The following is a 22,849-nucleotide window of genomic DNA, read 5'->3' on the forward strand; positions in this document are numbered from 1 at the left end:
GTTGTCAGCCGGCGGTCGGTGCCGTGCTCTGCCGGATGACAAGCTCAGGCGTGAAGACCACTGACCGGTGGACGGGGTTCTGGGACTCCACTTCTTCGGCCAGCAGCTCGATGGCTGTCCGGCCCAGCAGCTCTGTGGGCTGGCGGATGGAGGAGAGCGGCACCACGGCGGAGACGGCAAAATCGATGTCGTCGTAGCCGATCAAGGCCACGTCCTCAGGAATGCGGAACGTGTGCGTCATGGTCAGTGACTGCATGACACCCAGGGCCAGAAGATCGTTGGCGCAGAAGATCCCGTCCGGCAGTTCCGCCCGGCCGCGCTGCACCAGCATGTCGCCCACGCTGCGTCCCGCAAGGACCGTCTGCCCCTTTGAATCCAGCACCTCCAGCGTGGCGTCCGGCTCCTCCTTCACGGCCCGCCGGGCACCCTGGAGGCGGTCCGCCACCTGCCGGATGGAGGTGGGGCCGCCAACGAAGGCGAGCCGGCGGCGGCCGGTGTCCAGCAGGTGCCGGGCTGCGAGGTACCCGCCGGCGTCGTCATCCACTGCGACTGAACTGAACTTTGATTCGTCAGCCAGCCGGTCCACCAGCACCGTGGGCACCCCGCGCTCGCGGAGGAGGTCCAGCCGCTCCGTGATGTCCCCCACCGGCGAAATCAACAGGCCCTGGACACGCTGCTCCTGGAAGAGGTCGATGTAATTGGCCTCCCGGCCGGCGTTGTGGCCGCTGTCGCCCAGCAGGACGGCGCTTCCCTGCAGTGCGGCAGCGTCCTCGGCGGCGCGGACCACGGAGGTGAAGAAGGGGTTGCCGACGTCCAGGACAATGAGTCCGATGGTGCGGCTGTGGCCCGCGCGGAGTTGCCGGGCGGCGTCGTTTCGGACAAAGCCAAGTTCATCGATGGCGCGCAGGACCCGTTCCTTGGTCCGTGCCGACACCCGGTCCGGATAATTCAGGACGTTCGACACCGTCCCCACGGCCACGCTTGCATGGTTGGCCACGTCCTTGATACTGGCTGTGCGGTTCATCGATTCTCCGTGCTGACTTGCCCGCTGCAGGAGGTTCCGTGCGGGAGATCAAAAGTTCCTGTCATTGCTTGACAGCTGCTCAAGTCCAAGAGTACTTTGAATCGTATTAATGAAACGATTCAAAGATCAACGTTTGAAAAAGGAGTCCCAATGAGGGTGTGCTTCCGTTCCTCGGTGCAGCCGGCGCTGATCGATGAATACCGTCGCCGGCACGCCGCGGTGTGGCCGGAGATGCTGCATGCGCTCAAGGAAGCGGGATGGCATAACTACTCCCTCTTCCTGGCGGAGGACGGCCTCCTGGTGGGCTACGTGGAGTGCGACGACTTTGACGCCGTCCGCGCCCGCATGGCCCTGACCGAAGTCAACGCCCGTTGGCAGGCGGAAATGGCAACCCTCTTTGCAGATTCCGGCCAGGCGCCCGACGAAGGGTTCCAGGTCCTGGAAGAAGTTTTCAACCTTGACAGCCAGTTGGCCGCACAGCCCTCGGCGGGCTGACGGGCTGAAGCAGGCAGCCCGCCGTCGAATCCGTCGGGCACCACCACCAGCACGGCTCCAGCAGCGGGGCACCCATCCACAACGCATCAGACAGACGCTCAGACACCGGAAAGAACCATCATGAATGACGTAGCAAAGGCGCTGGGCAGGCTCGGGGAGCTTGCCATCGAGGTCCCATCGTGGGCTTATGGAAATTCAGGCACGCGGTTCAAGGTGTTTGGCACACCCGGTACGCCGCGGACGGTCCAGGAAAAGCTGGCCGACGCCGCGAAGGTCCACGAGTTGACCGGGCTGGCTCCCACCGTGGCCCTGCATATCCCGTGGGACAAGGTGAACGACTACTCCGCACTGAAGGATTACGCCGCCGGACTGGGGGTGGGGCTGGGCACCATCAACTCCAACACCTTCCAGGATGATGAGTACAAATTCGGTTCACTGACCTCCTCCAACGAGTCGGTCCGCCGCCGGGCCATCGACCACCACCTGGACTGCATCGACATCATGCACGCCACGGGTTCGAAGGACTTGAAGATCTGGCTGGCGGACGGCACCAACTACCCGGGCCAGGACGACATGCGCGGCCGCCAGGACCGGCTGGCCGAGTCCCTGCAGGAAATCTACGCGGCCCTGGGGGATGGGCAGCGGCTGGTACTGGAGTACAAGTTCTTTGAGCCGGCTTTCTACCACACCGATGTTCCGGACTGGGGCACTTCCTACGCCCAGACCCTGGCCCTGGGTGAGAAGGCGTTTGTCTGCCTCGACACCGGCCACCACGCGCCGGGCACCAACATCGAGTTCATCGTGATGCAGCTGCTGCGCCTGGGCAAGCTGGGTTCCTTCGACTTCAACTCGCGCTTCTATGCCGACGACGACCTGATCGTGGGTGCTGCGGACCCGTTCCAGCTCTTCCGCATCATGTGCGAGGTGATCCGCGGTGGCGGCTTCGGCAAGGATTCCGGTGTGGCCCTCATGCTGGACCAGTGCCACAACCTGGAGGAGAAGATTCCTGGCCAGATCCGTTCCGTCCTGAACGTCCAGGAAATGACCGCCCGCGCCCTGCTGGTGGACACCGCGGCGCTGGCCGAGGCGCAGCGCGCCGGCGATGTGCTGGCCGCCAACGGCATCTTCAACGATGCGTTCTACACCGACGTCCGCCCGGTCCTTGCCGAGTGGCGTGAATCCCGCGGCCTGCCCGCGGACCCGATCGCTGCCTTCAAGGCCAGCGGCTACCAGAAACAGATCAACGAGGACCGCCTTGGCGGCCAGCAAGCCGGATGGGGCGCATAACCAGCCATGAGCAACAAGACTGTTGAAGACCTGATTTCCCGTTCCAACCGCCTGGGTGCGGACAAACGGAACACCAACTTCGCCGGTGGCAACACCTCCGCCAAGGGCACGGAGAAGGACCCGGTCACGGGCGAGGATGTACAGCTTTTGTGGGTCAAGGGTTCCGGTGGTGACCTGGGCACGCTGAAGGCACAGAACCTGGCGGTGCTCCGGTTGGACCGGTTGACCGCCCTGAAGAACGTGTACCCGGGTGTTGAGCGTGAAGACGAGATGGTGGCGGCTTTCGATTATTGCCTGCACGGCAAGGGCGGCGCCGCTCCGTCGATCGATACGGCGATGCATGGTTTGGTGGACGCCGCGCATGTGGATCACCTGCACCCGGACTCCGGCATCGCCATTGCCACCGCCGTTGACGGGGAAGCACTGACCACCAAGATCTTCGGCAACAAGGTGGTCTGGGTTCCCTGGCGCCGTCCCGGATTCCAGCTGGGCTTGGACATCGCCGCCATCAAGGACGCCAACCCGCAGGCCATCGGCACCATCCTGGGCGGCCACGGCATCACCGCCTGGGGCGCTACCAGCGAAGAAGCGGAAGCCAATTCCTTGTGGATCATCGAACAGGCCGAAAAGTACATCGCAGAGAACGGCACGGCCGAGCCCTTCGGCGCCAAGCTGCCCGGATATGCGGCCTTGCCGGAAGCTGAGCGCCGCGCCAAGGCCGCAGCCCTGGCGCCTGTGATCCGCGGCCTGGCCTCCACGGACAAGCCGCAGCTGGGGCACTTCAGTGACGACGCCGTCGTCCTGGACTTCCTGGAAGCCGCCGAGCACCCGCGCCTGGGCGCCCTGGGCACCTCCTGCCCGGACCACTTCCTGCGCACCAAGGTCAAGCCGCTGATCCTGGACCTTCCGGCCGACGCCTCCATTGAGGATTCGATTGCCCGGCTGCAGGAGCTCCACGCCGGCTACCGCGAGGACTACCAGGCCTACTACGACCGCCACGCGGATGCCGATTCGCCGGCGCTGCGCGGCGCCGACCCGGCCATCGTGCTCGTGCCCGGCGTGGGGATGTTCTCCTTCGGTGCCAACAAACAGACCGCCCGGGTTGCCGGCGAGTTCTACATCAATGCCATCAACGTCATGCGCGGCGCCGAGGCCATCTCCACCTACGCACCCATCGAGGAATCCGAGAAGTTCCGGATCGAATACTGGGCGCTGGAGGAAGCCAAGCTGGCCCGGATGCCCAAGCCCAAGTCGCACGCCACCCGCATCGCCCTGGTGACTGGTGCGGCATCGGGCATCGGCAAGGCCATCGCCACGCGCCTCGCCGCGGAAGGCGCGTGCGTGGTCATCGCCGACCTGAACCTGGAGAACGCCGAAAAGGTCGCCGAAGAACTCGGCGGACCCGATGTTGCCGTCGGTGTGCAGGCGGACGTCACCGACGAAGCCCAGGTCGCCGCGGCGATCGACGCCGCCGTGCTGGCCTTCGGCGGCGTGGACCTGGTGGTCAACAACGCCGGCCTGTCCATCTCCAAGCCGCTGCTGGAAACCACCGAAAAAGACTGGGACCTGCAGCACAACGTCATGGCCAAGGGCTCCTTCCTGGTGGCCAAGGCCGCCGCCAGGGTGATGATCGCCCAGGGCCTGGGCGGGGACATCATCTACATCTCCTCCAAGAACTCCGTGTTCGCCGGCCCCAACAACATCGCCTACTCCGCCACCAAAGCAGACCAGGCCCACCAGGTCCGGCTCCTCGCGGCCGAACTGGGGGAGCACGGCATCCGCGTCAACGGCATCAACCCCGACGGCGTGGTCCGCGGCTCCGGCATCTTCGCCGGCGGCTGGGGCGCCAAGCGCGCAGCGGTCTATGGCGTTGACGAGGAGAAACTGGGCGAATACTACGCCCAGCGCACACTGCTCAAACGTGAAGTCCTGCCCGAGCACGTAGCCAACGCGGCCGCCGTCCTCACCAGCAACGAACTGTCCCACACCACCGGCCTGCACATCCCCGTGGACGCCGGAGTAGCCGCAGCCTTCCTCCGATGAGTGCGGCTGTGTTTGCCGCCGTCGACATCGGTGCCTCCTCCGGGCGGGTCATGCTGGGCCGGGTCTCCCCGGACTCGGGGGTATCGCTGGAGACCGTCCACCGGTTCCCCAACGGTGTAGTGGAGCTCGACGGCGGCCTCCGCTGGGACTTCGACGCCCTGTTCGCGGAGGTCCTTGCGGGCCTCCGCGCCGCGGCTACGGCGGCGGCGGCGCAGGGCGAAACAATTGCCAGCATCGGCATCGACACGTGGGCCGTGGATTACGGCCTGGTGAACAAGGCCGGCGAGCTGGTGGCACAGCCCTTCAGCTACCGCGATGACCGGAGCAGGGCCGCCGTCGCGCCGGTGCACGCCAAGCTGGACCCTGCACGGCTCTACCGGACCACCGGGCTGCAGTTCCTCCAGTTCAACACCATCTACCAGCTGGCCGCCGAGCGTAACCTGGCCGGGCTGAAGGCCCTGTTGATCCCGGACCTGATCGCGTTCCTGCTCACCGGGGTGCGCCGGACCGAGGCCACCAACGCCTCCACCACAGGGCTGTTCGATGCCGTCGCGGGGGAGTGGGCCACCGATTTCTTCACCGCCCTCGGGCTGCGGAAGGACCTGTTCCCGCCGCTGATCCAGCCCGGGGAACCCTACGGGTACCTCCTGCCGGACATCGCCGCGGCCCTGGGACTGCCGCGTGAAACCACGGTGGTGGCGGTAGGTTCGCACGACACTGCGTCCGCCGTCGCCGCAGTCCCAGCGCAGGGCGAAAACTTTGCCTACATCTCCTCCGGCACCTGGTCCCTGGTGGGGCTGGAGCTGCAGCAGCCCGTCCTGACCGAGGCCAGCCGGGAAGCGAACTTCACCAACGAACGCGGCGTGGACGGCACCATCCGCTACCTGCGCAACGTGGGCGGACTCTGGCTCCTGAGCGAGTGCCAGCGGACCTGGGCGGGCGAGGGTTTCCAGCCTGACCTGGCCGCGCTGCTCTCCGCTGCCGCAGCCCTGCCTGCCGGCGGTCCCCAGGTCAACGCCGACGACCCCTACTTCATCGCCCCGGGCGATATGCCCGAGCGCATCCGGGCAGCAGTCCGGCGAACCGGGGACGTCCTGCCCAACGAGCCCGCGGCGATCACCCGCTGCATCATGGACAGCCTCGCAGCTGCTTATGCCAGGACCATCACCACGGCCGAACGCCTGGCAGGCCGTGAGGTGGACGTGGTGCACGTGGTGGGCGGCGGCTCGCAGAACACCCTGCTCTGCCAGCTCACCGCCAACGCCACCGGCCGCCCGGTCATCGCCGGTCCGGTCGAAGCCACCGCCCTGGGAAACGTGCTCATCCAGGCCCGCGCCGCCGGGGCTGCCACCGGGGGCCTGCCACTCCTGCGCGGAATCATCGCCGCCGGAACGGACCTTCGACGGTACGAACCCCAGGAGCTGACACTGAACGCCGCCAGGAATTGAACTCCTGGGTGTCCACAGGCCCAGGCGGCGGGATGCCGTCATCGTGCGCTAGAAATAGAGGAGCGTCCCGCTGGGGCGCCAACAACCGAAAGCAGGACGGACAACGATGCCCCTCTTCGACCTACCCCTGGCCCAGCTCCGCAGCTACACCTCCGACGTCACCCCGCCGGAAGACCTGGATGCGTTCTGGGATGCCACCCTGGCGGAGGCCCGTGCCTTCCCGTTGAACCCCGCGTTTGAGCCGGTGGAGAACTACCTGGCACTGATCGACACCTTCGACGTCACGTTCGCCGGCTTCGGCGGGGCACCGGTCAAGGGCTGGCTGCACCTTCCCGCCAACCGGGACGAGGGGGCCCGGCTACCGGTGGTGGTGAACTACATCGGCTATTCCGGTGGCCGCGGCCTGGTCAACCAGGACACGCGCTGGGCGCAGGCCGGGTACGCGCACTTCATCATGGACACCCGCGGCCAGGGGTACGGCGGCACCCTGGGCCACACCGCGGATCCCCACCCCTCGGCGGGGGATGTGGCGCACGCAGGCCTGATGACCCGGGGCATCGCGGCCCGGGAGGACTACTACTACCGCCGGGTCTACGTGGATGCCTTCCGGGCGGTGGAGGCGGCCCAGGCCCACCCCGCGGTCGATCCGTCCAAGGTGGTGCTGGCCGGAGTCAGCCAGGGCGGCGGCCTGGTGGTGGCCACGGCAGGGCTTACCGCGGGACGGCTCGACGGCGTCATCGCCGCGCTGCCCGACGTCCCCTTCCTCCAAGACTTTCCCCGCGCCATCGACATCACCCCGCGCGGGCCGTACCCGGAGATTGCCCAGTTCCTGGCACGCCACCGGGACCGCTATGAGTCCACCCTTGCCGTCCTCAACTACTTCGACGGCGTCAACCTGGCCCGCCGCGCCAGCGCCCCGGCACTGTACTCCGCGGCGCTGATGGACGACATCTGCCCGCCGTCCACCGTTTTCGCCAGCTTCAACGCCTACGGTTCCGGATCGGGCGCCTCCTCCGCCAGCGGGGCGGACAAGGAGATCGAGGTGTACCGGTTCAACAACCATGAAGGCGGCCAGGAACATCACTGGATCCGGCAGCTCCAGTACCTCCGCAAACTCCTCGGCTGAGCCCGGGCAGCGGGCCGCTAAAGCCTAAGCTTGTTCGCGGATCCGCACCTTGTGCGTCCGGATCCGCGAACAAGCCCGGGATGGAATGTGACGGAAGCCGATTTTGCTCCCGCGGCGGCCCGGGTTTATTGTCTTTTCCATGACTAACCGTTGGTATGCGTATTTTTCGTTGGCTCTGGAGGGGCCCGCGTCTAACTGACACGCATCCAGCATTCCTTCAGAGCCAACAGGGCAGAGATTATTCTCTGCCCTTCGCCGTTTCTCCGGCGGGTTCTGAAATCCGGGCCCGCTTCCCATCTGGAACAGGACCCGAACATGAGCACCGCAACAGCACCGGCACAAACCACCTCAAACCAGCGCGCCAGCGACACCAAGTCCACGTCCAACCTGCGCGTCAGCGAGTTCACTCCGCTGCCCACTCCTTCCGACCTCCTCGCGGAACTGCCGCTGGACGCCCGGGCCGCTGCCGTCGTCGAACGCGGCCGCGACGAAGTGCGCGCCATCATGGACGGCGTGGACGACCGCCTGCTGGTCATCGTGGGTCCCTGCTCCATCCACGACCCCAAGGCAGGGCTGGAATACGCCCGCCGGCTGGTCAGCCAGGCGGAGAAGCACAAGGAAGACCTGCTGATCGTCATGCGGACGTACTTCGAAAAGCCGCGCACCACCGTGGGCTGGAAGGGCCTGATCAACGATCCACGGCTGGACGGCACCCATGACATGGTCACCGGCCTCCGCACCGCCCGGCTGTTCCTGCAGCAGGTCACCGCGCTGGGCCTCCCCACGGCAACGGAGTTCCTCGAACCGATCAGCCCCCAGTACATGGCGGACCTGATCTCGTGGGGTGCCATCGGTGCCCGCACCACCGAGAGCCAGATCCACCGCCAGCTCGCGTCCGGGCTGTCCATGCCCATCGGCTTCAAGAACGGGACCGACGGCGGCCTCCAGGTGGCCATCGATGCATGCGGTGCCGCGGCGGCGGCGCAGGCCTTCCTGGGGATCGACGGCGACGGCCGGGCTGCGCTGGTGGCAACGGCTGGAAACCCGGACACCCACGTGATCCTGCGCGGCGGCCGCAAGGGACCCAACTACTCAGCGGCCGATGTGGAACGCGCCTCCGGTGAACTGGCAGGCAAGGGGCTGAACCCGCGGCTGATCGTGGATGCCAGCCATGCCAACAGCGGCAAGAGCCACCACCGGCAGGCTGAGGTGGCCCTGGAGATTGGCGCCCAGCTGGAGCAGGGCGGGGCTGCCGCGCGGGCCGTGGCCGGCGTGATGCTGGAAAGCTTCCTGGTGGGCGGCGCGCAAAACCTGGATGTTGCCGAGCACGCGGCCGGACGCGCGGAGCTGGTGTACGGGCAAAGCGTCACGGATGCGTGCATGGACTGGGACGTTTCCGCGTCCGTCCTTGAGCAGCTGGCGGCATCGGCACGGAAGCGGCGGCAGTCAGATTAGGGGCTGAAATAGGGGAGGCACTACTTTCACATCTGCCACATGAACATCTAGAGTATCTTTTTAGGTGGTTGGTGGATGGCTCAGCATCGTAACACCGCATTGGCACGTACCTGGGGTCACTGTTGTCCATCCGTCAGCAAAGGAAAATAGGGAAATGTCGGCAGAACAGAACTTCTCCAACGCGAAGTTCCTGACCGTGGCTGAAGTAGCCGAGGTCATGCGGGTCTCCAAAATGACTGTTTACCGGCTGGTCCACTCCGGCGAAATGCCGGCGGTGCGCTTCGGCCGCTCCTACCGGGTCCCCGAAAACGCCGTCGAACAGTACCTCAGGGGTGCTGTCGTGGAAGGCCACACCGAAACCGCCTGAGGCTGCCTGTCCTGAGCGGCTCCCGATAAGCGGTACCCTGTTAAGGAACGTTTTACGTCATTGTAAGAATCTGTCAGTTGTTCAGTTCGTAGCTTTGTCCACGGACATTCTCCATCAGACAGGTACTGCATCTAGTTTGTAAGGAACTTTCGTGGGTTCAGTTATTAAGAAGCGTCGCAAGCGTATGGCCAAGAAGAAGCACCGCAAGCTGCTTCGCAAGACCCGTCACCAGCGCCGCAACAAGAAGTAGCGATACTTCAAGCAGCGTGGAAATGCCCGTCGCCTTCCAAGGTGGCGGGCATTTCGTTTAACCCGGCAAGAGGTAAGAATTATGCCCGCGGGCCGCGGATGCGGGCGAAGCCCTTCCAGAGGCCGTAGATGGCCCCGCCGAAGGTGGCCGCCTTGAGTCCCAATGTCGCGGCACGGCGGCCTGCGCGGAAATCGTAAACCGGCCAGTTGCGGTCGCGGGCGTGGCGGCGCAGCCTGGCGTCCGGATTGATGGCCACCGGATGGCCCACCAGCGACAGCAGCGGGACGTCGTTGTAGGAGTCGCTGTAGGCCCAGCAGCGCTTGAGGTCCAGGCCCTCATCGTCGGCGATGGCCTGCACGGCCACGGCCTTGGCCGAGCCGTGCAGGATGTCTCCCACCAGCCGCCCGGTGTACAGGCCGTCCGAGACCTCGCCCACGGTCCCCAGGGCTCCGGTCAGTCCCAGCCGGGTGGAGATTACGGTGGCCACTTCGATGGGGGTGGCTGTCACCAGCCAGACGCGGCGGCCCACCCTCAGGTGCTGTTGCGCCAGCGCTTTGGTGCCGGGCCAGATCCGGGACGCGATCATCTCGTCATAGACTTCTTCGCCCAGCGCCTTGATGTCATCCACACTGATGCCCACGGCCAGGGTCAGGGCCGAGTCCCGGACGGCATGGACATCGTCCATGTTCTCGCCGCGGGCCACAAACTTGAACTGCTTCCAGGCCATACCCGCCGCCTGCCTCAGGGTGAAGGCTCCCCGCTGGTGCATCTTGCGGGCCACATGGAACAGGCTGGCACCCCGCATCAGGGTGTTGTCCACATCGAAGAACGCCGCCTCGCCGGGCTGCGGCGCAGCAACCGGCCGTGTGACTACGGCGACGTATTTCTCCTGGGGCATGGAGTTGAGTCTAGTCAATCCACTGGCCCGCCGCCGTCGGCGTCAGCCTCACGCCGGGAACGGCGATACCGTTAAGCCATGGCTACACCCCGCGTCGTCCTGGTCACCAAAGCTGACTGCCACCTTTGTGAGGAGGCGCGCGACGCCGTCGGCCGGGTCACTGCCTCATTGGGCCTTACCTGGAGCGAAGAGCTGGTGGACAACCAGCCTGAACTGCGGGAGCGCTACGCCGAAGAGATCCCGGTGGTCCTGGTGGACGGCGTGCAGCGCGACTTCTGGAAGATCGACGAGGTCCGGCTGGCACGCGTGCTGCAGCGCGCCATGGGCCGGTAGGGCAGTGGCGGCAGTTTCTGATGGTCCTGGTTTTGAAGGCATGAGCGGCAGGGACCTAGAGTGGACTCACAACGCGACGCAAGGGAGGTGCGGGTGACATCCCTGGGTTCTTCGCCCCAGTCTGTCCCGGACCTTCCGGATGCCACGGGCGCACTGACCAAGCAGATACCTCCTGCCGCCGTGGCCCGGCTCACCATCTACCTCCGTGCCCTGAACACATTGCTGTCCGAGGGCGTGGAGCGCGTTTCCTCCGAATCCCTGGCAGAAGCCTCCGGCGTCAGTTCTTCAACCCTCCGCAAGGACCTGTCCCATGTGGGGTCCTATGGCACCAGGGGCGTCGGTTATGAGGTGCAGTACCTCAGCCGCCACATCGCCGCCGCGCTCGGACTGACCCACGACTGGAAAGTGGCCATTGTGGGCGCCGGCAACTTGGGCAAGGCGCTGGCACGCTACGGCGGCTTTGAGTCGCGCGGGTTCGATGTGGTGGCCATCTTCGACGCAGACCAGATGGTGGTGGGCAACGAGGTGGGATGGCTGCGCGTCAGCGACGTGGCAGACCTGGAGACCGTCCTGCACCGCACCGGGGCCAACATGGTGGTCCTGGCCCTTCCCGCGGCCGTCGCGCAGGGCGTTTGCGACCGTGTGGTGGCGGCAGGCGTGCGCAGCGTGCTGAGCTTTGCACCCGTGATGCTGCAGGTTCCCGAAGGGGTCAATCTTCGCAAGGTGGACATGGCCACTGAACTCCAGATCCTGGCCTACCACGCCCAGCGGGCCCAGACGCCCGGGCAGACGGCCTAGGGTTTCCCTGGAAGTTTTCCCCCGGCCCAAGTCTTGGCGGACCCGTTAAAGCAGGTGGCCCGGGATGCGAATGATGCATCCCGGGCCGCGTGCAGTGTCAGCGGGCGGAGTGGCTACCGCCCGTAGGGGTTGCCGAAGCCGCCCGAATAGGGGTTGGCGAAAGGCTGCTGCTTCCGGAAGTACGGGGCGGCTGCCGGAAGGTAGAGCAGCACGATGGCCGCAATTCCCAGGAGCGTTCCGATGGTGGCAAAGCTGGGGGGACCAAAGAGTCCGAAGACGGACAGTGCAGCGAAGACCGTTCCCAGGATGCGGGCCCAGTTCTTGCCCTTTCGGACGAAGAAGGCCACCAGCAGGTAGAGGGCCACGCCAATGATCGCGAACACCACCAGGGTGCCGGCGATGACCCCCTTAATGTCGTCATAGGTGACTCCACTGGCGCCTCCGGCCGCCATCTGGTCCTCGAATGTCCGCCGGAACACCGGATCATCCAGCTGCGTCAGCCCGGTCAGCAGGGAGATCACGAAGATCACTGCCGACGCGATCAACAGCCAGAACGAGATGTTCACCAGCTGCGGGACGCCGTTGCCTCCGGCCGGCTGCGGCTGCTCCGACGGGTACTGGCCGTAGGGGGACTGCCCGTAGGGCGGCTGGCCGTACTGGGGTGCATTCTGCCCGAACTGGGCGCCATACTGCGGCGGGTTCTGGCCGTAGCCCGGGGCCTGCGGCGCATTCTGGCCGTACTGGGGCTGGTTTTGGCCGTACTGCGGCGCTGCCGGCGGCTGGTTCTGGCCGTACTGGGGCGCGTTCTGCCCATATTGCGGGGCGTTCTGGCCATACTGCGGCGCATTCTGCCCGTAGCGGGGCTGCTGCTGGTCTCCGGACTGGGGGCTGCCGGCCTGTTCATGCCCCGGCTGGTCGTTGCTGGGGTCTTGGGGCGACGGGGGCGGGACGGGAGGAGTACTCATGGCGTTCCTTCTGCAGGTCGGGATCCGGGTAGGCTGCCGGGAATCAGTCCTCTGCCTTCCCCCAGCATGGCTTAAGTCCACCGTACCCCCGGCGGGCGGCGTTGTGGGTGATTCAGCGGGTATTGGCGCAGGTGGTTGCCGTTAAACAGGGAACCCCGGCGCCAGGCCGGGGAGGCCTGGCGCCGGGGTTGTGCCCTGGCGGGCGGAACTACGCTGCGGGGGCGATGAAGGCGAGTTCAAGGTTGATGGCAACCTTGTCGCTGACCAGCACGCCGCCGGCTTCCAGGACGGCGTTCCAGGTGAGGCCGAAGTCCTTGCGGCTGATGGTGGTCTCGGCGGAGACGCCGGCGCGGGTGTTGCCGAACGGATCAACGGCAACACCGTTGAATTCGGTTTCCAGGGTCACCGGGCGGGTGACACCCTTGATGGTCAGGTCGCCGGTGAGCTCGTAGCTGTTGCCCTTGGCCACCAGGCCGTTGGATACGAAGGAGATCTCGGGAAACTTCTCCACATCGAAGAAGTCCTCGCCCTTGACGTGGCCGTCGCGGTTGGCGTCGCCGGAGTCGAAGCTGGCGGTCTGGATGGTGGCGTTGATCCTGGACTCAGCCACATCCTGGCCCAGGTCCAGCGTGGCGGCGGCCTCTTTGAACTGGCCGCGGACCTTGCTGATGCCGGCGTGCCGGACAGTGAAGCCGATCTCGCTGTGGGAGTTGTCCAGGGTCCAGGTGCCGGTGGTGACGTCTGCGGGAAGTGCCATGATGTTGCTCCTTGTAAAGGTGTATGTACTGAGGTCCTGCCGTTGAACCTTCATCTGTTGAAGCCTCAACTAACTTGCTGCATCCAGTATAAACATGCATTTGCATGTTTTGTTCCCGTCCACGGAACATTTCTTCAAAAACTTAAGTTCTACTCTTTGTAGAAGGAGCGGCCCGAGATTTCGGATCGCACGCCATCTTTGAGAAACTGGTAAACATGCCCCAAGCCACTGTCCATCTGCTCCGCCACGGCGAGGTCCATAACCCCGAGGGCGTTCTCTATGGGCGGCTTCCCGAATTCCACCTCTCCGAACTGGGGCAGGAGATGGCCCGGACGCTAGCCGAATACTTCCGGCAGCGCGCCGAACGCGGCGCCCGCATCACCTACCTGGCCGCCTCCCCACTGGACCGCGCGCAGGAAACGGCGCGGCCGACGTCGGAAGCCCTGCAGCTGCAGGTCCACACCGACGAGCGGATCATCGAAGCGGAAAACTACTTTGAGGGCATGAAGGTCACCAAGGCCGAACTCCGCCGGCCCAGGCACTGGCCGCACCTGGTCAACCCGCTGCGCCCCTCCTGGGGCGAACCGTACAAGGAGCAGGCCGCGAGGGTGGCGGCCGCGGCGCAGGACGCCCGGCTGCGGGCCATCGAACTTGCTGCCGGCGACTTCGGTGCCCACGGCCCCGAGGCGATCCTGGTGAGCCACCAACTGCCGATCTGGGCTGCCCGGCTCAGCGCCGAAGGCCGGCCCCTGTGGCACGACCCACGCAAGCGCGAGTGCACCCTGACGTCCGTCACGTCCCTGGTGTTCGACGACGACGGCTCGCTTTTGCGGGTCGAGTACAGCGAACCCGCGGCGTCCCTTCTTCCCGGTGCCGCCAGCACCCCTGGAGCCTAGAAGTGAGCAACAACAACCTCCCCTCCCGCCGCAGCATGCTCGCCGCCGGCGGCATGGCCCTGACCGCACTGACCCTGGGCCTCTCCGGCTGTGCCCAGGAGGATGCGCTGGCCAAGCAGGCCAAGGCAGGGGACAACAAGAACTATGTGGCCGGCGACGGCTCCGTGACAGAGTTCGCCGCCGGGGACCGCAAGGAAGCCGTGCAGATCCAGGGTGCGCTTTTCAACGGCACTGCGGTAACCCCGGCCGACTTCCAGGGCAAGGTGAGCGTCCTGAATTTCTGGTTCGCCGCCTGCGCGCCGTGCCGCGTGGAAGCTCCCCTCCTGGAAGCGCTGCACCAGGAGTTCAAGGACCAGGGCGTGCAGTTCTTCGGCGTCAACCTCCGGGACGAGAAACCCACGGCGGAGGCGTTCGAAAAGACCTTCAACCTGACCTACCCGAGCTTTGACGACAAGGACGGAAGCGTCCTGCTGTCCGTGTCCGGCCTGGTACCGCCCGGCGCCGTGCCCACCACCCTGGTCCTGGACAAGCAGGGACGGGTGGCCTCGCGCGTCCTCGGCGAGATCGAGAAGGGCACCCTGAAAGCCCTCATCACCGCCGCCGTGGCCGAGTAGGGCGGGCCGGGACCATGAACAGCCCCTTCGCCGAAGCCATCCTCAGCGGCTCCATCCTGCTGGCCATTCCGGTGGCACTGCTTGCCGGACTGGTCTCCTTCCTTTCCCCCTGCGTCCTTCCCCTGGTTCCTGGCTACCTGGGTTACGTCACGGGCCTGAGCGGCGTGGACCTGCAAAAGCAGAAGCGCGGCCGGATGCTGGCCGGGATCGGGCTCTTCGTCCTGGGCTTCTCGGTGATCTTCGTCCTGCTGGGCGGCGCATTCGGTCAGTTGGGCACCCTCATTACCGGCAGCCAGAATGCCTGGATCACCCAGCTCCTGGGGGTCCTGGTGATCATCATGGGCATTGTCTTCATGGGCGGCTTCAGCTGGCTCCAGCGGGACGCCAAGATCCACGCCAAGCCGCCCGCCGGGCTCTGGGGAGCACCGCTGCTGGGCCTGACCTTCGGCCTGGGCTGGGCGCCGTGCATCGGCCCCACCTACTCGGCCGTGCAGCTCCTCAGCCTTTCCGGCGGCTCCTCGGCCGCCAAGGGCGCCTTCCTGGCATTCGTCTACAGCCTGGGACTGGGCATTCCGTTCCTGTTGATCGCGCTGGCCCTGCGCCGCGGAATGGGCGTCATGGCGTTCTTCCGCAAGCACCGCCTTGCCATCCAGCGGACCGGCGGCGGAATCCTGGTGGTGCTGGGCCTGCTGATGGCCACCGGCGTATGGGGAGCCTGGGTGACCGGGCTGCAGTACTGGTTCCAAACCGACGTGAAGTTGCCGATCTGATGAGCGAGCGTGTGAACGTAAAGAAGAAGCAATCCGCCCCCGTAGCGGAGGCAAAAGCCCAAGCCGCCCTTCCGGCCCTGGGCCCCAAGGGCATGCTGCGGTGGGCCTGGACCCAGCTGACCAGCATGCGCACCGCGCTGTTCCTGCTGCTGCTCCTCGCCGTCGCCGCCGTCCCCGGATCCCTGTTCCCGCAGCGGCCCGCCAACCCGGCCGTGGTGACCCAGTACATCAAGGACCATCCGGACTACGGCAAGCTGCTGGACTCCCTGCAGCTCTATGACGTCTACTCCTCGGCCTGGTTCTCGGCGATCTACCTCCTGCTGTTCATCTCGCTGATCGGCTGCGTGGTGCCGCGTGCCATCGCCCACTACAAGGCCATGCGCTCCCAGCCGCCACGGACGCCGCAGCGCCTGTCCCGGCTGCCGGAATACGGCACCCTGGTGATTCCCGCCCGCACCGGCATCCCGGCGTCGGAGGCCATCAACAGTGCGGCCGGACTGCTGCGGAAGCGCGGCTACCGGGTGGAGGTCAGGGACGCCGACGGCAACCGCCCGTCCCTGGGGGCCGAGCGCGGCTTCCTGAAGGAAGTGGGCAACCTCGTCTTCCACACCTCGCTCATCGGCGTGCTGGTGGCCGTGGCCGCAGGGGGCCTGTTCGGCTACAGCGGCCAGCGCATCCTGGTGGAAGGCGACACGTTCGTGAACACCCTGGTGGGCTACGACCAGTTCAACCCGGGCACCAACTTCCAGTCCAGCCAGCTGCAGCCGTACTCGCTCCAGCTGGACAAGTTCAACATCACGTTCGACCGCGAATCCAAGGGCAAGTTCGGCCAGCCCATCGACTTCGCCGCCACGGTGACCACCAAGGAAAACCCGGACGCTCCAGCCAAGCAGGAAATCCTGAAGGTCAACGATCCCGTGACCCTGGGCGGCACCAGCATCTACCTCACCGGCAACGGCTACGCACCGGTGGTGACCGTACGGGACGGCGCCGGCAACGTGGCCATGCAGGGCCCGGTGGTGGCCAAGCTGCAGGGCGATAACTACTACTCGTCCGTGGTGATCAAGGTTCCGGACGCCCAGCCGGACCAGCTGGGGTTCGTGGGCTTCTTCCTCCCCACCGCGTTCGTGACGGACAAGAACGTTTCGTTCAGTGCCGACCCCGAACTGTTCAACCCCCAGCTGACCCTGAACTCCTACTACGGGGACCTGGGCCTGAACACCGGTGCCCCGCAGAACGTCTTCGAACTGGATGTCAAGAACCTGACGCCGCTCAACGCCAGGAACCTGGCGGCCGGCGGCATCACGCTGGCACCCGGCTCCACCTTCACACTGCCGGACGGCAAGGGCACCATCAGTTTCGACGGCGTGAAGCGGTACATCGGCGTGGACATCCACCACAACCCCGGGCAGGTCTACGCCCTGGTCTTCGCTTTGCTGGCCGTGGCCGGGCTGATCCTCTCGCTCTACGTCAACCGCCGGCGCGTCTGGGTACGGACGGGTACCGCTGCGGACGGCCGCACCATGGTGGAATACGGGCTCCTGGCCCGCGGCGAGGACCACCGCCTCGCCGGGGAGGCGGCAGCGCTCCGGAAACTGTTCTCCGCCGAGTGGCAGTTGCCGGAAGACACCGAAGACACGGGCCAGTCCCAGCAAACTCCCAGCCGGCGGAGCGATAATGTCGCAGGCTCCGCCGCTAATGCCGCAGGCTCCGTCACCACCCCAGCAGGCCCCACCGGGCCCGAAAAGGACCAGTAATGCCATTTGGAATCAATGAAACCATGGGCCAGTACAGCGAACTCTTCATGCTGCTGGCGGCGGGTACCTACACGGTGGCCTTTATCGCCTTCGCCTGGGACCTGGCCAAGAGCAGCAAGGCGCTGCGCGCTGTGGACCTCAAGGCCGCGCAGGCCGGTGCTGCCGCCAAGGTCCCCGTAACCGCCGGCGTTGCTGCCGGAGCAGGGGCGCGCGAAGGATCCCGCGGTGTTGAGGCCCGACTGGACGGGCCGGCCGGACGGGCCGAGCGCCCGTCGTCGTCCGCCGCCAAAGCCAGCGGTGCAGGAACCGGAGGCTTCGTGACTGCCGACGGCGACATGAAGTACGCCGCCGAGCGCCGGGTTCCGGCGCGTGTTGCGGTGGCCGTGACCACCCTTGCTGTCGTCATCCACGGCGCCGGCGTGGTCACGAGGGCCCTGGGCGCAGGCCGGGTGCCGTGGGGCAACATGTACGAATTCCTCACCACCGGCGCCTTCCTGGTGGCGGCCGTGTTCCTGCTCTCGCTGATCCGCCGCGACCTCCGCTTCCTGGGCACCTTCGTGGTGGGCCTGGTGATCATCATGCTGGTGGCTGCCTCGGTGGCGTTCTGGACCCCCGTGGGACACCTGGTTCCCGCCCTCCAGAGCTACTGGCTGGTCATCCACGTTTCCATCGCCGTGCTCTCCTCGGCGCTGTTCACCCTGACCTTCGCGATGTCCGCACTGCAGCTGGTGCAGACCCACCGGCAGAAGACCGTGGCCGCCGGCGGTGCCGACAAGCTCGGCTTCATGCGCCTGGTGCCCTCCGCGCTGAGCCTGGAAAACCTGTCCTACCGCATCAACGCCATCGCCTTCATCGGCTGGACCTTCACCCTCATGTTCGGTGCCATCTGGGCGGAAAAGGCCTGGGGCCGGTTCTGGGGGTGGGACACCAAGGAGGTCTGGACCTTCGTGATCTGGGTTGTCTACGCCGGCTACCTGCACGCCCGGGCCACCCGCGGCTGGACCGGAACACGGGCCGCCTGGCTGTCGATCGTGGGCTACCTTTGCGTGATCTTCAACTTCACCATCGTCAACCAGTTCTTTAACGGACTCCACTCCTACTCCGGCCTTTAAAACAAGGGCCTTTCGGCCCCTGAAACGGGGGTTTCCGGGTCCTAAAACCGGGGGCGCAGTCGAGAGACGGCAACGGTCCGATAAATAACCATTCGATGTAGCAACAGGGGTGTTCCCCGGTCCTTCGGAAATGCTACGTTGGTGACGTTCCCTGTGATGAAGCTTGCAGGTGGACCACCAGCCTTTCGAGGTACCCCAATGAGCTACGCTCTCGCCGTTGACGTCGGGACCAGTTTCACGGCAGCTGCCGTTGTGCGCTTTAACCAAGGTCCCAACGCCGTGCCCGAATGCCTGCCCCTGGGCACGCGTGGAGCGTCTGTGCCCTCCGTGGTGTACTACCCGGAGGAAGGCGCGGTCCTGGTGGGGGAGGCGGCAGAACGCCGAGGACTGGACTCTCCGGAACGCGTGGTCCGGGAATTCAAGCGCCGGATTGGCGACGACGTACCCTTCGTCCTGGGCACCCTGGTCCTGCGGCCGGAGGACGTCTATGCCACCGTTGCCCGCTGGGTGGCGGACCGGGCCACCGAGCGTGAGGGGGGCCCGGCGTCGGCCATTTTCCTGACCCACCCCGCAGCCTGGGGCAACCACCGGCTTTCCGTCGTCCGCGACGCCCTCGCCGCGCATGGCCTGGAGAACGTCACGCTCCTTCCCGAACCCGAGGCCGCAGCCCTGCATTACGCCTCCCAGGTGCGCGTGGAGGAAGGCAGCACCATCGCCGTGTACGACCTCGGCGGCGGCACGTTCGACACCGCCGTGCTGAGGAAGTGCGGCAGCAGCCGCTTTGAGCTCTTGGGGCACCCGGAGGGCATCGAGGACCTGGGCGGCGCCGACTTTGATGCCGCAGTGTTCCGGTACGTGGCTGCGCACACCGGGAACGCCCTGGACGATCTGGACACTGGTGACCCGGCGGTGCTGGGGGCCCTCACCCGGCTCCGCCGCGAATGCGTCGAGGCCAAGGAAGCACTCTCCGCGGACAGCGAATCCACCATTCCGGTGCTCCTGCCCGGCATCCAGCAGCAGATCCGGCTGGTCCGTTCAGAATTCGAGGCGCTGATCGAAGAGCCCGTACGGGAAACAGTGGAGGCGCTGGAGCACTCCCTGGCCCAGCTCCACCTGGTACCGGCAGACTTGTCCACGGTGCTGTTGATCGGGGGATCGTCCCGGATCCCCCTGGTGGCCCAGGTGGTGTCGGAGGAGCTGGACCGGCCTATCGCTGTGGATGCCGATCCCAAGTCCTCCATCTGCCTGGGGGCGGCAGTGGCAGCCGTCCTCGCCCACACGGCCGCAGTGGCGGCAGCAGCTGACCCGGCAGAAACTGAAGCGGACGCCCGGGAGGCGCCGGCCGCCGTCGTACCCTCCGACGTGCCGCCCGCTCCAACCGGCCCGGGCAGGCCCAGTTGGTCGCGGAAATATACGACGGCGGCAGGCGCCCCGGCAGGGCCAGTCGCCGTCCGCGGTGCCCGGCGCGGGGCGCGGGGCGCGCACGCGCCGAAGCCCACCGTCCGCGTGACCGCCGTGGCCGCGGCTGCTGCGGTCCTGACGGTCCTCACGGCAACGGCCGCGCAAAGCCCGGACGGTTTCGGAAGCCTGACTGCCATGTTCGTGCCGCAGGCCGGTGCCAGTACCACGGGAGGCTCCGCCGGCACCGATGCGGGCGGTTCGGACGCCGCCGATGCAGGGGAGTCAGCAACCCCGGCCGCGGTGGCCCAACCACTCGCGGGCATCGAGGCCAGCGCCAGGAAACCCCTTGCTCCAGGGACCGGACTGGAAGCATCTGCCACGCCCCCCGGCGGGCAGGCGGCCGGCAACGACGGGCCGGCGGCTGGAAGCAGCGCGATTGCTGACGGACCTGTCGTCGCAGCGGCGGCAGTCCCCGATGCGCTTGCCGGCTCCGGGGGGACAACGGGCGGGTCAGGCGTTGCTCCCGAGGCCGTTACGGTGGTTCCCACGCCCGCTTCCGACACCCCGCAGGCAGGCGGTTCCGCCGACCCCACACAGAGTGAAGGCACCCCAACGCCCACCGACTCCGGGACGGCTGACCCGACGACTCCTGCGGCGACTGATTCGCCCACGGCAACTGAACCGCCTACACAGGACGACACCAGCCAGCCCACGCAGACAGAGAGCCCAAGTGCCACAACTGCCCCGGATCCCTCGATGACACCAACGGAGGTGGCCGTGGAAGCTACCGGCAGCCCAGCGCCGCAAGTAACACCGCTTGAACCCGAAACCACGTCCGCCGCAGCCGCCGTTGAAACGGCCACGACCGCCGCTCCGGGGGCCTGAGATGGACGGGCAGCTTCAGGACGGACAATTCCAACGGGAGGAACAACCCGGGGCGGCGTCTACGGGACCGGACCACCAAGGGCACCCGCTGCACGCTGCCGAGCAGATGGCCAAGCAGCTGAAGGGTGCCAACGCCGTGGTGCGGGAACTGCTGCTGGCGCTCTCGGTGGGCTTCGCCTTGCCGGGGCCGCTGCCTGCGGACCTGCAGCAAAAGTTCGGCAGCGGCGGGGCGGAGGACCTCGATGTCCTGGTGGACCGGGCCGAGGCCGCGGGACTGCTTGGGCCGGACGGCACCGTGGTGGGGACGGCGCAACACGCACTGCTGGCTGCCACACCTATTGCCAAGGTGCACGCGCTCCAGCGTGAGCTCGTGGGCGTCTACACGGCCGCCGGACAGCGGTTGGGTAATCTTGCCCGCGAGCTTGCCCGCGGCGGGCTCACCGACCCCCGGGTGGCTGCTGAACTGGAGCTGGCCGCGGACAGTGCGTTGGAGCATAACCCACGGCTCGCGTCGCAGCTTTACGAGGAGGCCCTCCTGGCGGGCGCCGATCCGGTATCGACGGCAGCCCGCCGCGCGCAGGCGGCGGCCGGTGATGGTGAGCTTGATGCGGCTGCGCGCATCATTGACACCCTCCTGGTCAGCGCCGACCCGCGGGATGTGCGCCGGGGTGCGGATGTGGCCGCCTCCGTTTGGGCGCAAAGGGGCATGCTGGCCCGCGGGGCCGATGTTTACAACTGGTTGGGCCCCGAGCGTGTGGGCGTATCAGCGCCCCTCGCCGCCGTTGTCCTGATAGGAGTCGGAGACCGGTCTGGGGCGGAGGCGTTCTTCCAGCCCGCCGCGCCGGCAGCTTCCCCCACCCTGCTTGCCGCCACGCTGGTCCAGACGGGGCAGGGGGTCTTCGCATCCTTGGGGGAGAAACCACAACAGGGCATCTCCGTGCTGATCCATGCCTCGGACATGCTGAACTCGGCAGGCATATCGCTTCCGCTGCCGGAAACGCCGGCTGCGCTGGCAGCCCTGCTGGCCCTGCACACCGGTGAGCCGCACCTGGCGGAAACCGTCTGCCGGGCAGCGGCCGCTGCCGGGCAGGGAGGCAATGCCGCACAACCCAGGCTCCTGCTGCTGCAGGCCTGGGCGGACATGATGCAGGACAAACTCGAGGATGCCCGGCTTGCCGCCACGGAAGCCGCCAAGGCCAACCATTGGCCGCTGGTCCCGCGCGACGAGTTCATGTGCGCTGCACTTGAGGTGGGGCTAGCCCGGCGGAACGGTGACGTGCCGGAGCTCCTCAGGGCGTGGGAACGGGCCCGCGAGGCCATGCTCCATACCTCGGTGGACCTCTACAACCTCCTGCCGTGGGGGGAAATGCTGATTGCTGCTGCCCGCCTGCGCGAAACGCGGCGCGTGGCGCACTACCTGGAAGAAGCCTGGAAGCTGCTGGGGCGCGTGGACGAACCCGCGCTGTGGGCCGTTCCCCTGCACTGGGCCGGCGTCCAGGCCGCACTGCTGAATGAAAGCCCCGCCGATCTTGCTCCGCATGCCACTGCACTGGCCCGGGCCTCCGTCCACAGCCAGCTTGCCGCAGTCTTGGCCACCGCGGGAAAGGCCTGGGTTTCGGTGCTCGCCGGCCGCTTCCGTACTGCCGACGTGGAGGGCGCGGCCCGGCTGCTGGGCGCTGTAGGAATGCCCTGGGAGGGTGCAAGGCTGGCCGGCCACGCTGCCGCACGTGCCGACGAGCGGCGGGACATGATGCGCCTGCTGTCCTGCGCCCGGGACCTCCACCCGCAGGGCAACCCGGCCGGTGCCGCGTCAGGGGCCGCCATCCAGGCAGGAACCCCCGCCGACAACGGCGGCAGGGCGCACCAGCCGGACGGCTCCGGACTGAGTGAGCGGGAAAAGGAAGTTGCCAGGCTGGTGCTTGAGGGCAAAACCTACCGGGAAATCGGTGAGGCCATCTACATCTCGCCCAGGACGGCAGAACACCACATTGCCCGGATACGCCGCCGCCTGGGCGCCGAAAACCGGTCTGACCTGCTGGCCCGTTTACGGGTGGCCTTGGGCGTTGAGAATTCCCAGCACATGAACCCGCAACAGGAGTAGTCCCTAATGCCCCTAGCCGCGGACCCGGGAGCACCCCGGCACGGCTTCCACCGGTAGGGGGAATGCG

At 66.7% G+C, this 22,849-nt stretch carries 21 protein-coding genes; 17 read left to right on the forward strand and 4 right to left on the reverse strand.

From position 1 onward, the window contains the following. Positions 1 to 4: 4 nt before the first annotated feature. Positions 5 to 1,024, reverse strand: coding sequence for a LacI family DNA-binding transcriptional regulator (locus AC3ANU_RS06055; protein ID WP_144601090.1), 1,020 nt, complete (start codon positions 1,022 to 1,024; stop codon positions 5 to 7). 150 nt (positions 1,025 to 1,174) lie between these two features. On the opposite strand from AC3ANU_RS06055, the gene AC3ANU_RS06060 reads away from it, so the two are divergent. The 8 genes from AC3ANU_RS06060 (at position 1,175) to AC3ANU_RS06095 (ending at position 9,495) form a co-directional block, all read left to right on the forward strand. Continuing rightward, complete coding sequence (locus AC3ANU_RS06060; protein ID WP_018768908.1) at positions 1,175 to 1,519, forward strand: L-rhamnose mutarotase; 345 nt, start codon at positions 1,175 to 1,177, stop codon at positions 1,517 to 1,519. A gap of 120 nt (positions 1,520 to 1,639) precedes the next feature. After that, positions 1,640 to 2,806, forward strand: coding sequence for an L-rhamnose isomerase (gene rhaI / locus AC3ANU_RS06065; protein ID WP_223992626.1), 1,167 nt, complete (start codon positions 1,640 to 1,642; stop codon positions 2,804 to 2,806). A 6-nt stretch (positions 2,807 to 2,812) separates the two neighbouring features. Next, the gene (locus AC3ANU_RS06070) at positions 2,813 to 4,849 is read left to right on the forward strand and encodes a bifunctional aldolase/short-chain dehydrogenase (protein ID WP_223992616.1); all 2,037 of its coding nucleotides are present in this window, start codon (positions 2,813 to 2,815) and stop codon (positions 4,847 to 4,849) included. Continuing rightward, a complete protein-coding gene (locus AC3ANU_RS06075) occupies positions 4,846 to 6,297 on the forward strand; it encodes a rhamnulokinase (RefSeq protein WP_223992614.1) in 1,452 nt (483 codons plus the stop codon). The genes AC3ANU_RS06070 and AC3ANU_RS06075 overlap by 4 nt, the downstream gene beginning before the upstream one ends. Positions 6,298 to 6,403: 106 nt before the next feature. Continuing rightward, the gene (locus AC3ANU_RS06080) at positions 6,404 to 7,423 is read left to right on the forward strand and encodes an acetylxylan esterase (RefSeq protein ID WP_488315644.1); all 1,020 of its coding nucleotides are present in this window, start codon (positions 6,404 to 6,406) and stop codon (positions 7,421 to 7,423) included. A 315-nt stretch (positions 7,424 to 7,738) separates the two neighbouring features. Further along, positions 7,739 to 8,878 carry a 3-deoxy-7-phosphoheptulonate synthase gene (locus tag AC3ANU_RS06085; RefSeq protein ID WP_018768903.1) on the forward strand — a complete coding sequence of 380 codons (1,140 nt, stop codon included), beginning with the start codon at positions 7,739 to 7,741 and terminating at the stop codon, positions 8,876 to 8,878. Positions 8,879 to 9,032: 154 nt separating this feature from the next. Next, a complete protein-coding gene (locus AC3ANU_RS06090) occupies positions 9,033 to 9,245 on the forward strand; it encodes a helix-turn-helix domain-containing protein (protein WP_018768902.1) in 213 nt (70 codons plus the stop codon). A gap of 151 nt (positions 9,246 to 9,396) precedes the next feature. Continuing rightward, entirely contained in the window at positions 9,397 to 9,495 is a 99-nt protein-coding gene (locus AC3ANU_RS06095) for a 30S ribosomal protein bS22 (protein WP_003792170.1), read from the forward strand. Between the two features lie 79 nt (positions 9,496 to 9,574). On the opposite strand, the gene AC3ANU_RS06100 is transcribed toward AC3ANU_RS06095, so the two are convergent. Next, positions 9,575 to 10,393: an HAD family hydrolase gene (locus tag AC3ANU_RS06100; protein ID WP_018768901.1), complete on the reverse strand. Its 819-nt coding sequence runs from the start codon at positions 10,391 to 10,393 to the stop codon at positions 9,575 to 9,577. 78 nt (positions 10,394 to 10,471) lie between these two features. Between AC3ANU_RS06100 and AC3ANU_RS06105 the strand changes: the two genes are divergently transcribed. Then, the gene (locus AC3ANU_RS06105; protein ID WP_018768900.1) at positions 10,472 to 10,726 is read left to right on the forward strand and encodes a glutaredoxin family protein; all 255 of its coding nucleotides are present in this window, start codon (positions 10,472 to 10,474) and stop codon (positions 10,724 to 10,726) included. Between the two features lie 93 nt (positions 10,727 to 10,819). Next, complete coding sequence (locus AC3ANU_RS06110) at positions 10,820 to 11,524, forward strand: redox-sensing transcriptional repressor Rex (protein ID WP_018768899.1); 705 nt, start codon at positions 10,820 to 10,822, stop codon at positions 11,522 to 11,524. 113 nt (positions 11,525 to 11,637) lie between these two features. Here the strand turns inward: AC3ANU_RS06110 and AC3ANU_RS06115 are convergent, their stop codons facing one another. Both AC3ANU_RS06115 and AC3ANU_RS06120 read right to left on the reverse strand, forming a co-directional pair. After that, the gene (locus tag AC3ANU_RS06115; protein ID WP_018768898.1) at positions 11,638 to 12,489 is read right to left on the reverse strand and encodes a hypothetical protein; all 852 of its coding nucleotides are present in this window, start codon (positions 12,487 to 12,489) and stop codon (positions 11,638 to 11,640) included. A gap of 208 nt (positions 12,490 to 12,697) precedes the next feature. Beyond that, on the reverse strand, positions 12,698 to 13,246 hold the full coding sequence (locus AC3ANU_RS06120) for a YceI family protein (protein WP_018768897.1): 549 nt from the start codon (positions 13,244 to 13,246) through the stop codon (positions 12,698 to 12,700). A gap of 215 nt (positions 13,247 to 13,461) precedes the next feature. Here AC3ANU_RS06120 and AC3ANU_RS06125 point away from each other — a divergent pair, with 215 nt between their 5' ends. The 7 genes from AC3ANU_RS06125 to AC3ANU_RS06155 all read left to right on the forward strand — a co-directional run bounded on the left by AC3ANU_RS06125 (position 13,462) and on the right by AC3ANU_RS06155 (position 22,782). Then, complete coding sequence (locus AC3ANU_RS06125) at positions 13,462 to 14,142, forward strand: histidine phosphatase family protein (protein WP_026265708.1); 681 nt, start codon at positions 13,462 to 13,464, stop codon at positions 14,140 to 14,142. A gap of 35 nt (positions 14,143 to 14,177) precedes the next feature. Next, the gene (locus tag AC3ANU_RS06130) at positions 14,178 to 14,756 is read left to right on the forward strand and encodes a TlpA family protein disulfide reductase (protein WP_056393113.1); all 579 of its coding nucleotides are present in this window, start codon (positions 14,178 to 14,180) and stop codon (positions 14,754 to 14,756) included. 14 nt (positions 14,757 to 14,770) lie between these two features. Further along, positions 14,771 to 15,526 (forward strand): cytochrome c biogenesis CcdA family protein, encoded by a 756-nt coding sequence (locus AC3ANU_RS06135; RefSeq protein ID WP_018768893.1) that lies wholly within the window; start codon positions 14,771 to 14,773, stop codon positions 15,524 to 15,526. After that, the gene (gene resB / locus AC3ANU_RS06140) at positions 15,526 to 17,283 is read left to right on the forward strand and encodes a cytochrome c biogenesis protein ResB (RefSeq protein ID WP_144601094.1); all 1,758 of its coding nucleotides are present in this window, start codon (positions 15,526 to 15,528) and stop codon (positions 17,281 to 17,283) included. The genes AC3ANU_RS06135 and resB overlap by 1 nt, the downstream gene beginning before the upstream one ends. Then, the gene (gene ccsB, locus AC3ANU_RS06145) at positions 17,283 to 18,395 is read left to right on the forward strand and encodes a c-type cytochrome biogenesis protein CcsB (protein ID WP_488315645.1); all 1,113 of its coding nucleotides are present in this window, start codon (positions 17,283 to 17,285) and stop codon (positions 18,393 to 18,395) included. The genes resB and ccsB overlap by 1 nt, the downstream gene beginning before the upstream one ends. A gap of 198 nt (positions 18,396 to 18,593) precedes the next feature. Next, positions 18,594 to 20,681, forward strand: a complete 2,088-nt coding sequence (locus tag AC3ANU_RS06150) for an Hsp70 family protein (protein ID WP_056392672.1) — start codon at positions 18,594 to 18,596, stop codon at positions 20,679 to 20,681. Position 20,682: 1 nt separating this feature from the next. Then, complete coding sequence (locus AC3ANU_RS06155; protein WP_488315646.1) at positions 20,683 to 22,782, forward strand: LuxR C-terminal-related transcriptional regulator; 2,100 nt, start codon at positions 20,683 to 20,685, stop codon at positions 22,780 to 22,782. Positions 22,783 to 22,849: the final 67 nt, after the last annotated feature.

It is taken from the genome of Arthrobacter sp. SDR-2R, from assembly GCF_057747955.1.